Genomic DNA, 12481 nt, shown 5'->3' on the forward strand with positions numbered 1-12481 from the left:
TGTACTAGCTCAGACTTGATCTGACAGTTACCCGTTTTTTCAGGTGTCGCTGTCAGTTTAGATTTGAGCTAGATTCTTCTCAGCCCAAGTCCGTTTCCCATCGATTAATGTTTCCAGTGGCGTTCTGCCACAGCACATTTTGCCCTGATGAGTCCTTTCATTGTTGTAGTAATCCATCCACACGTCCAGATCTTTTTGAAGCTCTTCTAGCGACGCATATAGTTTCTTACGGAACGTAACTTGGTAGAACTCATTCAATATCGTTTTGTGGAAGCGCTCGCAGATTCCGTTCGTTTGCGGAGACATTGCTTTAGTTTTCGTGTGGTCGATATCGTTTATCGCAAGGTAAAGCTGGTAATCATGGTGCTCTACCTTCCCACAATATTCTGTACCGCGATCGGTAAGTATTCTGAGCATTGGTAAGTCATGCTGTTCGAAGTAAGGCAGCACCTTGTCATTGAGAGCGTCAGCAGCGGTTATCGGCGTTTTGGTGGTATACAGTTTGGCGAAGGCCACCTTGCTGTAAGTATCGATGAAGGTTTGCTGATAGATACGACCAACACCTTTCAAGTTTCCCACATAAAACGTATCTTGCGAGCCTAAGTAACCTGGGTGAAGGGTTTCTATCTCTCCGCAAGCTTCGTCATCATTCTTCTTTTTCTCTAACGCAGCAACCTGTGAATCTGTGAGGATTATGCCGTCATTAGCGACTTTATCTTCTAACGCTTTAAGCCGCTTTTTAAAGTTCTCCAAGTCATGACGAAGCCAAATGGATCTAACGCCACTACCAGACACAAAAATACTTCTCTTCCTAAGCTCGTTGCTGGTTCTGTGTTGGCCGTGAGCTGGAAACTCGATAGCGTAATCAATGACAGCTTGTTCTGTCACTTCATCAACGCGGTTTTTAAGATTTGGAGTTCTGCGACTTTTATCGATTAACGAGTCAATTCCACCGTCTTCAACAAGTTCTTGATAACGGTAAAAAGTATCGCGAGAAACGCCCATAACTTTACACGCTCTTGATACATTTCCGAGTTCTTCTGCGAGATTAAGCAAACCTGCTTTGTGTTTAATGATTGGATTGTTAGTATGCAACATGAGAGTTACCTATTTTGTTTTGATTAAAGATTCGACACCTTTATCAAAACGGGTAACTCTCATCTTTTCAAGAAGAAGTGTCAGATTAAGTCGAGACTAATTCACGTTCCTTCCGGCTTACTCGTGTCGAAATCAAGCCTCCCTTTAAATTCGGTTACTTCGCAAAGTAATTCAGCTAATTCTCGAATTGAGCAATCTGTACCTGTCCCCATATTAATGTGTGAACTCATTGGTGGAATTGCCGCATTAAACTCAGCGTTTGGAAGGTTTGCTATTTGGATAGAGCCTCGAGCCAGATCAGAAACATGTAAAAACTCTCTTCTAGCCCTGCCACTACCCCAAATGTTTACCGATGAAGCATTATTTTGCTTCGCCTGTGCGAACTTATTGATGAGCGCAGGAATAACATGACTGCCATTAAGCTCGAAATTGTCATAAGGGCCATACAAATTAGTCGGCATCACGCTTCGGTAATCTCTACCATATTGCCTGTTAAAGCTTTCGCAAAGCTTAATACCTGCTATTTTGGCAATAGCATAAGGCTCATTCGTTGGTTCAAGAGCGCCTGAAAGAAGCGACGACTCTTTAATAGGTTGCTCCGCAAATTTTGGGTAAATACAGCTTGAACCCAAAAATAACAGTTTATTAATATCACTTTCGTGTGCCGCTTCAATCACATTTGCACTTATCATCAAGTTCTCGTAAATGAAACTCGCAGGCAAAGTATTGTTGGCGTGTATTCCCCCCACTTTTGCAGCTGCCAAGTACACCTCATCAACGTCATGACTTTTGAAAAACTGCTTTACCGAAAGCTGATTTGTAAGGTCAAGTTGACCACGACTCGCTGTTACAATTTCAATATTGCTATTTTTAGATAGCTCGCTAACTAGAGCACGCCCCACCATTCCCTTGTGGCCCGCTACATAAATTCGTTTAGCCGACATTATCAACCTTCCCCACTGATAGGGAGTTCAAACCCGTTCGCTTTTAAAAAAGCTAACCTACGCGCCTCTTCAGCATCTGACGCTACCATTTCTTCGCACATTTCTTTAGCTGATATTGTAGGTTCCCAGTTCAAGGTTTCTTTTGCCTTGGTAGGATCACCTAACAAGGAATCAACTTCGGCGGGCCTAAAGTACTTTTTATCTACCCTGACTATCACATCTCCTACACTCAGTGCTGGTGACAGTGCTTTGTCGACAGAAACTACCGTAGCAATTTCGTGAACATCTGAACCAGAAAACCTAAGCTCAATGCCCAACGCCTTTGCCGACCATTGAACAAATTGTCGAACTGAGTATTGCTCCCCAGTTGCTACAACAAAATCTTCAGGTTTATCTTGTTGCAACATTAGCCACTGCATGTAAACGTAATCTTTGGCGTGCCCCCAATCTCTGAGCGCATCTAAATTTCCTAAATGTAAACAACCCTCTAGGCCCTGAGAAATGTTGGCTAGTCCACGCGTGATTTTTCTCGTTACAAAGGTCTCTCCGCGGCGAGGTGATTCATGGTTAAATAAAATCCCATTACACGCATATAGACCATATGCTTCTCTATAGTTAACGGTTATCCAATACGCATACAATTTGGCCACGGCGTAAGGTGAGCGCGGATGAAAGGGCGTGGTTTCTCTTTGCGGCGTCTCGGCAACTTTGCCATAGAGCTCTGAAGTAGAAGCCTGATAGAACTTAGTTTTGTCTTTTAAACCCAGTAACCTAATAGCCTCTAGAAGCCGTAAGGTTCCCATAGCGTCGACGTCTGCAGTATATTCAGGCGAATCAAAACTCACCGCGACATGGCTCTGCGCTCCTAAATTGTAAATCTCATCAGGTTGGATCATTTGCACTAATTTAATAATGTTGGAGCTATCGGTTAAGTCGCCATAATGCAATATGAAGTTCCTATTCGATTCGAAGGGATCTTGATAGATATGATCTACACGCTGCGTATTAAATGATGACGCTCTTCGCTTAATCCCGTGAACCTCATATCCCTTCTCTAACAGGAGTTCGGCTAAATAGGAACCATCTTGACCGGTGATACCTGTTATTAAAGCCTTCTTTTTTTCAGGCATTACATATCTCTCCAACTTATCACTTTCGTTCCTTCGAGCTTATCCCTCAGCACTTCACTAATATCAAGTTCATGCTCACCTTCCACACCATTTATCACCATGGATAATGCTAAATCACGCGCTTCCTCTATGGATTTTACTGGCACGTCCATTATCTCATTTATACTATCTCGAGTGGATTGCAGGAAACATGAAACGAGGGCGCCATTCTGTCTGAGCGCATTTGCAATTAATATCGACAATTGCCGTGTACCAAATACTCCAACTCTCATTCCAGCATAACTTGCCAAAAGCTTCTCTTGATTGAGAACCTTTTCAAGAAGCAATTTTAAATCAATAACATTCTTATCAAGCTGAACTTCCTTACTAGAGGTCGTTTCTCCAAGCAATTGAGCAACAGCATCAGCTTCTCTTTTTAGTAGTAACCTACTGGCGCTGCTAGAACTTGCGCCTCCCTGGCGAAAATTAGCGGAAATCGCATCGATATAAGTTCCTTGATACCGTGTGATCGCAGTCTTCATGAAGAAACTGTCAGCATATAACTTAAAACATTCGCTAAAAGGGCCTATCTTGTTGAACAACGAGGATTTGCAGAAAAACCCCTGATGACAGGTATTTGCACGATTCGATATCTCAGTGTTTGCAAACCATACCTCCCCAGATTCCTCATCGAAACATCTGACTTTTGTTACCGCATAATCAATATTTTCACGCCCAAAAGCATCGAGAATGGTTTCAATAACCCTCGCTTCATAAAGCGAATCGTCAGCACCGAGAAAATAAATTATGTCGCCTGACGCTAATTCAACGCCACGGTTAAATGCATGATAAATACCTCTATCTGGCGCCGAAAAGACCTTAGCGACGTGTGGGTACTTACAAATAGTGGACAATGTTTTGTCAGTAGAGCCGCCATCGATAATTATATGTTCAATTTTATCTATTGCGGTTTGCTCGGCAACACTGCTAAGACACTCTTCTATTAAGTGAGCACAATTGTAGGTTGCCGTTATTATGGATATTTTCATTTCATTCTACGTTCATTCTCAGATGCCACTATTAGGCAAGGATCAAAAAATCTTGTCCATTATGCAGATTCTCACTTTCAAGAAGCTCGGTTAGCTCTTCCCTGACAGGTTGCGCAGCCACCACTAACGCGGCTTGGGAAACAGCCATATAATTAGCTAGTGAAATGACGGGAGTTTTCGTTCCGTTATCAGTTACTATATCTTGAGTGGGCGAAGTTTCTACAAACGCTTTCACCGTAATACCTCGATGCATCATTATTCTAGCAAACGCTTTTGCCATTTGGCCTGTTCCAAATACAAAGAGCGACTTGCCTGAAATACAATGTGAAAGCCTACTCCACTTTTCTTCAACGACTAGAGACAGGCCATGCTCAAGATCTCGCGCTGATAAAGAAGCCGTGGTAGAGGAATCGCTTACCCTCATATTAACGAGCACTTTTTCAACGCACCCAAACTTAGCCTTAGCATTAAGCAGCCGCAGAAACAAAACGTAATCTTCAAACATTCTTAAGCAAGGATATCCAACGTTTTGCAGCGACGTTGTTTTTGCAAAATAGGTAGTGTGAGGGAAACAGGGCCAATCTGAGAGTGTTTTTTGGATAGCACTTGGCTCAGATACGCTATTTAGTAATCCTTCTTTCTTTGCTTTAAACTGCTTAAAGCGCGCTGAGTCACGCACCTTTTCATTATCAGGAAAATAAGAAAGAAAGCATTTAACCAGGTCAAAGTTACCTTCTTCAAGATGCTTTAGCTGCTCTTGAAATCGGCTAGACGAACTAATGTCGTCAGCGTCCACTTTGGCAATGTATGGCGTGTTTACAAGGGATAACGCCTGATTTAGGCAATAGCCCACGCCTTTGTTCTGGCTGTTTGCAACAAGCTTTATGCGAGCGTCATCGAAACTATTGATAACATCTGTTGTGTTATCGGAAGAGCCATCGTCTATGATAAGCAATTCAAAGTCTTCATAAGTCTGAGACAGAACAGACGCAATAGAGGCGCCAACCCACCTTGAAGCATTGTAGGTTGTCATTAGCGCCGTAACGGTTGCCACGACCTATTGACCTCTAGCTTGTCTAATTTGATTTACTTTGGCCGCTTTTCGTTTGGAATATTCATCTTCACTAATAAACTCTCTACGCATGTCTATTGGCTTTAATCGTGGCATCAACACTAAGCGATCACCACTTTTTAAGACCAGCGCTTTCTCTGAAAGTGGTTCGTCACTAATAATAATGAAATCAGGCCCACCGTAACAATGCCTTCCCTCTCCAACCACAGTAAATTGAGATAGAAACGCTAAATCTAAACTAGGATGCTGCGTGTACTTCTGGAGGAAAATAACGTCCTCTAAGCCAGACATAATAGCAATTACAGCCAAGTCTACTCGAGACAAATCATTTGCTTGTAACGGCTCAAGCGGATTTTCAAAAGACCCCGGAGATAGTACTGTTACTCCTTTTATAGGCTGCCCAACACACTGGGCTACATCCATCGCAATATTGCACACTGAGGCATCGGTTTTAACTTCTTCATTGTTAATAAGCCAGTTGATGACTATCGGTTTAGCATCCGTCGCTGCTCCCTTCTTAGCTAAATCAAACAAGGGACTAGAGATAAAATAATGAGCCGGCTGCATTTGTAGATTCAAAGGAGAACGACTGAATTCATTTGCTAGGATTTTCTGACGACGCACTCCAGACAGAGACGAGACAGCATCCTGACCATATTGGTCGTCAGAAATAATCGTAAGGATATCATCAACGTATCGCGCCCAGATAGCACTAAGCTCGTTTGCTGCACGTGTCGCAACTTGTTCGTCTGCAAGGTTAAGTAACTTACTAAACATGCTGTTAATATAGTTGAACGTGCCGTTGAGGTAATAAAAAGCCAATGACTTTTTTCGTTGAAACGAAGAAACAATAAAGTCCCTTTGTTTCAATATAAATTCGTCTATGTCTTCCATAGTCGAAAAAGTCTTTTTTACGACCCCAGTCAAGGCGTTTAATTCCTCAATTAAGCTTTGTGTACTGTATCGATTTCCAAATTCATTAATAAACCAATCATTGTGCTCACTAGTAAATGCAAGGGTGTTTAAAGCAAACTTCGCATTAGCCTTCATTTCAGGAGCAGAGACAAGTAGCACATTCTCCTGTTTCAGTGGCTTGGCTCCAAGTATTCTCGCACCGTCGTTAAGGTTGTAGACCTCGCTAGAGGAAGAGGCAAATACTTGCTCTAAAACGCTTTTTGAAACTTTGAATTCGTATTTGGTTTTTACCCAAGGTTTGAAGTTGCCAGGAATCGCTAATGACATTGCATGGTTAGCTGAATAATCATATAACTCATTACCTTCTACATCGTAATATCCAGAAGACTTTGAGTGATGGTATGAATCACTAACAAAACCCATATCGGTACCAAAAAGATATATTTGGTTGAAACCGATAGTAGTGGCCATATCTGCAGCAAAGTTTGTAACTGTGGGATAGGAAAAGTTCAACGTTGTAAAACCGTGATCCTTTTTTAGCTCTGTGAAGGCCACAGTTGATGCCTCGCCCTGCTTAAAGGCCAATAAGGTTTTTCCAAATAGAGCAGCTGCATCGGGATGAACACCGTTACAGCTTAATAATGTAATTCGTTTTAGATAGTCTTGATCGTCAACTCTAGTGAGCCAATCGAAGGTAGACCGGTTTGTCTCAATTTCTGCATGGAAATCTGGGCAAATCCCCTTACGATGCAATGCTTGGAGCGCCGTTCCACATGATATTATGATTGCCCGTTCAGACTCTTCCTTTAGCGTACCCATTAGTCCGTCTAACGAAGGTCCATTCCCAACAATAAATACCGGAACATCCAACACTTCGGTCGGCAAGAGTTTCTTAACTCTTTTATTAAGAAAAGGGACTTTGTTTTTTAATGCCCATAAAGTATGAGAAATACCGTACTTTGCATTATCAAAGTAATCCCCCATCGCAATAATAACAAGCAATTGCTCACGCAGTTGGGCAACTGCATCAGTAAGCTTCTCATTAACATAGCTCTGATAGAAGAATGTATTTGCCAACACATAAGGGCCAACAGACTGAAATTGAATCAATAAATCATTGGTGAGGTTTGAGCCATCGTCACCTATGTTTAAGTAAAGGCGTTTTTTTCCTTCATCAAACGAAGAAATGATATTTGCCCAGTCTACGGCAAATAATGAGGCATAAAAGAAATCTCGATTTGGCTCGCAAATAAATAGCATACCAATACCGTGTTCTTTTACTAAGTAGTTAAGCCCATAACCACTGCCAATGCCAAACTGGATGATAGACTTGACCTGAGTAGGTAACGCACTTTGCTTCTCCTGCACATCTTTTAGTACAGATTCACACTCTTCGACAAGCTGGTAATGCAAATACCCTTTTAACTTCTTTCCTTTATAGCTTAAAAGCAGACCGTCTTTGTTCGGCTTTGATGCAAAGGATTTAAAATTTGTTTTCGCATCATCAATTGGCGCACTGGAAAACAGCGCATTAGTTGACATGTGATAAAGATAAACCTCCCCATCCACGTTAGCGCTTGGCGCCCACTGCTGAGGCTCATAATTTACAAACTCTTCGTATAGGTTCGGGAAGTACTTTTTTAAAGCGACGAGATTATTATTCTTGCGCTCCTCATCTAAATTTGAAGAACGCAACTCCTTGTCATCTTTTAGCGGTGCCCACTGATGAAGGTAACTCTCGCTAATTGAACTAGTGTTACGAGCAGGTAACCACGACTGCAGTTCATGCCAATCTGATGTCATTAGTTTGCTTTCGAGGTTATTGAACACCGGATTATGCAAATGCTTATAAAAATCTAGTTTATCAATTCCAATGTGCTTTTTAAGCTCCAACATATCTTTAGCGAAGTTTGCGCCGTCAGAACCAATTTGAAGATACAAGGCGATGCTTCGTTCTTTTGCGATATTGAGCAATTCTCTCCAATTGAGACTAGACAGCGAACACACAAAATAATCAATATTAGGCTCATAGACCACTATATGTTGATAGCGGCCCTCTCTAATCAAATTCTCAATGTGGTAACCTAACCCCAGCCCCATAACAACCATCGCAGAAACAGATTTCTCATTATCACTAGATAATGAAATGGGAGCCGTGCGAGCGATGTATGCATTGTAGTGAGAGAGAACTTCTTGCTTTGGATGCTCACCATACAACACCTGCCCGGTGTTGTAGTTAATAATATTCAGCTCACCAAATTTATTACACAGCAAGGTAGATACTGACGAATCATGTTTCTTAATTAGGTCTGCAAGGGTTGGAATAAACCGCTCAAATGCACTAATACTGAGTCGATAGTTATCCCTAATCTCTTGCGCAAGCGCTCGCTCAATATTTTGCTGCTGTCGCTCATCTTCATGAACGTGAAACTGAATCTGCTGTAACATGGCTATTTATATTTCTTAACGGCTGCGCGGCCTCTGGAAAATTTGACCGCTTCTTTTTTAGCGTTATCAAGCAAACCTTGCGCCAGCTCTTCAAGCTTTTGATTTATCAACATTTCTTTTTGTACAAACGACGATTTTTCATCACCCTCAAGGCGGGACAGCGCTCGAACAACGACTTTATGGCGTATTTGGGAAAGGTACCGAAATCGTTCTGTGGAAAAGGTGTCACTGGACGATGACAAACAAGCAGCTAACTCAGCGTTAACTGCTTGGAGGAATAAAGGAGTTTCGCTGTGATTTAATATCGAGTTTTTCAAATAGCTTGTCGGTTCTGACGCTGGGCCTCATATGCTTCCTGTTTCGCATCCTCAGGAATCTGCACCCACGCATCTCGGATTGGTGTTAATAGGCTAGACACTTCATCTAACATATTCAAGTTGTTATTAAAGTGTGCGTCATTTAAGCGTTCAACCATATAGTTATACAACGCAAACATATTTTCAGCGACTTCACCGCCTACTTCTAAGTCGAGCGTGTCCCGCAAATGCATGATAATCGCACTTGCCTTCGAGATGTAATCAGCTTTGACCACCAATTCTTTACGCTCCATCGCACCTTTAGCATACGCAATTCGGTCGAGTGCCCCCTGTAACAGCATCAAAGTAAGCTTATGCGGATCAGCATTTGCTACGTCCTGTTTCAGATTGCCCTTGCGATAGGCATTTATACCTTTGAGTGACATAAAAACTCCAACTCTACTTTAGTTACAACGACGCTAACAGCGCTGAACCAGTCTGATTTAACTGCGCAACGGTTTGGTCGAGGTTCAAATATTTATCTCGAAGTATCTCTTCGTAATTCAGCATACGTAACTCAAGCGTCTCGCGCTGATCGTATAAATCTTCGCGGTCGTCTTTCGCCGCACGCTCTCTTAAGCTAATTAGTCCACTGTAAGAGGTGTATTCTTTAGAAAACTCATACAACCGAGTAGCAATACCCTCATCTGGGTCAGTGAACAATTTAGCGATTTCATCAAAGCTATCTTCTAGTGCATCTTCAAGTCGGTCTTCGCCAGTCCCTAAGCCAAAATCAGTCGAGCCAATTTCGAGCTTGCCATCATCGTCGAACTCTATACCGATTTGGAAAAGTCCACCTAGTGCAGAAGAGCTCACATTATCCCCAACAATAGAGGCTAAGCCGCTTTGAATACCGCGCAACAAAGAATCACCTGCCAATGCGCCGTCTTCTTCTAGTTCAGACTCACCGTATCGAGTTAATGTTTTGATTTCATCAATCAGTGCATTGTAGTTATCGACAAAGTCTCTGATCTTTTTATCTAAGCCTTCTTTGTCATAACCGATGCTAAGTTTTGTCGCTAAAAAATCGCCAGCAGCATCCTTCGGCGAAACTTCATTAACCTCAAAGGATACGTTCTGAATTGTATTTTCGAACTCGTTCGAGCTACTTTGGACTTCAATGCCATCAATATAAGCGATGGCGTTTCTCGCGCTTTCTATATTTGCTGCACTGATATTGTTGGTGCCGCCAGTCGTCGATAAACGATCTAGCTCGGCAGCCCCAGTATCATTAGTGATAACCAAGTCGTTGCCATCGCCAGTCTCGCTAGAGGAGAATACTAGTCGAGGGCCTGCGCCAGTTCCTGTATCAATAATGTTTGCGGTAACACCAAAATTATCGTCGGAATTATTTATTTTTTCGCGTAACGCGGTAAGCGACATACCAGCGGTAACGTCTATGGTGAAGCTTTTACTTCCGCCTACGTCAAAGGTCAATGAACCGGTTCCCGAAGTAAGAACGGGGTCACTACTCGATGTAAATGCACCTGCATCTGTAGTTATTCGGCTTCCAGCTGCAAGCTGTTCGACAACAACTTCGTAACTGCCTCGCAATGCGGAGTTTGACGCTTCTGCAGAAAGAACATCATTGTCTTCAGAAGGATTGGTGATGGTGGGCTCTCGACCATTAATACCGTTATCACTGCGCAATTCATCGACGGCATCTTTAAAGTCAGACAGCTTAGATTTAATTTGTCCTAGGCCAGAAATTTCAGCCTCTATACGCTCTTCCTTCGCGTTTAAACGTTCCTCTTTAGGCTGACGTTCTGCAGTTAGAAGCTGTTGTACAAGATCATCGAGTGCCAGGCCTGAGCCCACACCTAGAGACTGAATTGTCATACTTTACCTCGTTAAACCTGATTGTTGATAAACACTCCTACACTGTTCCCAACATCCTGTTGCAACTCTTGAATGCGCTCAGCAAGTTTCAACACTTCTTCTGAAGGTATTTGCCTAATGACATCGCCAGATTGTGAATCTTTTACCGTTACCACCGAGCGATTTGTTTCTTCGTCAATAGTAAATGCTAAATCTCGATTCTGAACCTTAAGGAATGATTCAACTTTGGCGACAGCTTCATCTAACTGTGCACCGTTCCTCTCTACATTTTTGTTATCGGCTTGCTGACCAGAAGCTTGAGCGTTATTTTGTTCGTCAACATTTGTACCTGAAAACTGAGCCTGCTTAGCTTGATTAGCAAGTTGACTTTGTTCTCCAGTTTGCTGCCCATTGCGATTAGCATTCAGTTCAGAAACCGAAGGCGCTTCATTTTGCACTGGTGCCAATGGCGTAGTCGATGCAAAACCTTGGCCACTTTGGGTATTTTGAATTTCCACTTAATACCTCCTAACTGAAACGACAAAACGGGCCTTGCACACAAAGCACAAGCACCCGTTACATCTCAACTAAGGTAACTAATTAAAGTATAGCTTATCCAAGCAAAGACAGCGCAGTTTGTGGACGCTGATTAGCCTGGCTGAGAACAGAAACAGATGCCTGCTGGATAATCTGGTTTCTAGTTAGCTCAGCAGTTTCTGTCGCAAAATCTGTATCACGGATTTGTGAGCGAGCAGAAGACAGGTTTTCGCTAATATTACTTAGGTTACGAATAGTAGACTGGAAGCGGTTTTGAAGTGCACCTAGGTCCGCGCGCACAGCCCCGATACCAGAGATAGCTGCGTCGATATCACTTAGCAAAGACGACGCGCCCGCCGCAGTAGATACATCGTTGGTGGTGATTCCAAGGCCTGTTGCGCTAAAACCACTGATAGAACCTAAATTAGTAGAAGATAAGTTTACTGAGATAGTTTGGCCAGCGTTGGCACCAACAAGAAACTTCGCTGAGAAGTTACCATCCAATATATTAACGTTACCAAACTGAGTGTCAGTAGCGATTCGTGAAATCTCAGTACGTAGTGCTGATACTTCTTTTTGAAGTGCTTGACGGTCGGCCGAGCTGTTTATGCCATTTTGCGATTGAACAGCAAGTGTTCTAATACGCTGCAAACTCGTTGTTACTTCGCTAAGTGCACCTTCTGCAGTCTGCGATAAAGAAATCGCATCGTTTGCGTTACGTACAGCTTGGTTTAAGCCTTCAACCTGGGACGTTAGACGATCTGAGATCTGCAAGCCTGCAGCATCATCTGCTGCACTGTTAATACGGAATCCCGACGATAGTCTTTCAAAAGACGTGTTTAAGCGATCATTTACGTCAAAAAGCTGACGTTGTGCATTGATCGATGACACATTAGTATTTACAAATAAAGACATTAGATTACCTCCTAGGGATTCAATGGCCGATGTGGTATCATCAAATCCTTCCAGTTCAAATTAGTCGGGTCACTACTCCCAACTAACTCCTCTCTTAAAAGTAAAGTAAATTACCCCTCAACAATAGGTATCGGCAAAGTCTTTAGGTTCTTTAGCTTTTTTTCCAAATTTTTTTATTAATCTCAAAAAAATAAGATTAAGCCATTGATCAATATAAGAA

At 42.4% G+C, this 12481-nt stretch carries 10 protein-coding genes; all 10 read right to left on the reverse strand.

The genetic code is table 11. The annotated features are described in order from the left end of the window. Positions 1-57 precede the first annotated feature (57 nt). The 10 genes from F0261_RS19235 to F0261_RS19280 all read right to left on the reverse strand — a co-directional run bounded on the left by F0261_RS19235 (position 58) and on the right by F0261_RS19280 (position 12261). On the reverse strand, positions 58-1098 hold the full coding sequence (locus F0261_RS19235) for an IS481 family transposase (RefSeq protein ID WP_069945679.1): 1041 nt from the start codon (positions 1096-1098) through the stop codon (positions 58-60). A 101-nt stretch (positions 1099-1199) separates the two neighbouring features. Then, positions 1200-2042 carry a GDP-L-fucose synthase gene (locus F0261_RS19240; RefSeq protein WP_171338689.1) on the reverse strand — a complete coding sequence of 281 codons (843 nt, stop codon included), beginning with the start codon at positions 2040-2042 and terminating at the stop codon, positions 1200-1202. A 2-nt stretch (positions 2043-2044) separates the two neighbouring features. Beyond that, complete coding sequence (gene gmd, locus F0261_RS19245) at positions 2045-3172, reverse strand: GDP-mannose 4,6-dehydratase (protein ID WP_171338690.1); 1128 nt, start codon at positions 3170-3172, stop codon at positions 2045-2047. Beyond that, on the reverse strand, positions 3172-4200 hold the full coding sequence (locus F0261_RS19250; protein WP_014978578.1) for a glycosyltransferase family 2 protein: 1029 nt from the start codon (positions 4198-4200) through the stop codon (positions 3172-3174). The genes gmd and F0261_RS19250 overlap by 1 nt, the downstream gene beginning before the upstream one ends. Positions 4201-4231: 31 nt before the next feature. Further along, on the reverse strand, positions 4232-5254 hold the full coding sequence (locus F0261_RS19255) for a glycosyltransferase (protein WP_014978577.1): 1023 nt from the start codon (positions 5252-5254) through the stop codon (positions 4232-4234). A 3-nt stretch (positions 5255-5257) separates the two neighbouring features. Continuing rightward, entirely contained in the window at positions 5258-8635 is a 3378-nt protein-coding gene (locus F0261_RS19260; protein WP_171338691.1) for a 6-hydroxymethylpterin diphosphokinase MptE-like protein, read from the reverse strand. A gap of 313 nt (positions 8636-8948) precedes the next feature. After that, the gene (fliS, locus tag F0261_RS19265) at positions 8949-9377 is read right to left on the reverse strand and encodes a flagellar export chaperone FliS (RefSeq protein ID WP_014978574.1); all 429 of its coding nucleotides are present in this window, start codon (positions 9375-9377) and stop codon (positions 8949-8951) included. A gap of 22 nt (positions 9378-9399) precedes the next feature. Continuing rightward, entirely contained in the window at positions 9400-10830 is a 1431-nt protein-coding gene (gene fliD / locus F0261_RS19270) for a flagellar filament capping protein FliD (protein ID WP_014978573.1), read from the reverse strand. 11 nt (positions 10831-10841) lie between these two features. Then, positions 10842-11327: a flagellar protein FlaG gene (locus F0261_RS19275; protein WP_014978572.1), complete on the reverse strand. Its 486-nt coding sequence runs from the start codon at positions 11325-11327 to the stop codon at positions 10842-10844. A gap of 94 nt (positions 11328-11421) precedes the next feature. Further along, positions 11422-12261 (reverse strand): flagellin, encoded by an 840-nt coding sequence (locus F0261_RS19280; RefSeq protein WP_014978571.1) that lies wholly within the window; start codon positions 12259-12261, stop codon positions 11422-11424. Positions 12262-12481 lie beyond the last annotated feature (220 nt).

The organism is Alteromonas sp. 07-89-2 (assembly GCF_013113925.1).
GTDB classification, from domain to species: domain Bacteria; phylum Pseudomonadota; class Gammaproteobacteria; order Enterobacterales; family Alteromonadaceae; genus Alteromonas; species Alteromonas macleodii.

Bases quoted from the DNA above. Each gene is read 5' to 3' on its own strand.
- F0261_RS19235 (WP_069945679.1), bottom strand. From the start codon at position 1,098: ATGTTGCATACTAACAATCCAATCATTAAACACAAAGCAGGTTTGCTT.
- F0261_RS19240 (WP_171338689.1), bottom strand. From the start codon at position 2,042: ATGTCGGCTAAACGAATTTATGTAGCGGGCCACAAGGGAATGGTGGGG.
- gmd (WP_171338690.1), bottom strand. From the start codon at position 3,172: ATGCCTGAAAAAAAGAAGGCTTTAATAACAGGTATCACCGGTCAAGAT.
- F0261_RS19250 (WP_014978578.1), bottom strand. From the start codon at position 4,200: ATGAAAATATCCATAATAACGGCAACCTACAATTGTGCTCACTTAATA.
- F0261_RS19260 (WP_171338691.1), bottom strand. From the start codon at position 8,635: ATGTTACAGCAGATTCAGTTTCACGTTCATGAAGATGAGCGACAGCAG.
- fliS (WP_014978574.1), bottom strand. From the start codon at position 9,377: ATGTCACTCAAAGGTATAAATGCCTATCGCAAGGGCAATCTGAAACAG.
- fliD (WP_014978573.1), bottom strand. From the start codon at position 10,830: ATGACAATTCAGTCTCTAGGTGTGGGCTCAGGCCTGGCACTCGATGAT.
- F0261_RS19280 (WP_014978571.1), bottom strand. From the start codon at position 12,261: ATGTCTTTATTTGTAAATACTAATGTGTCATCGATCAATGCACAACGT.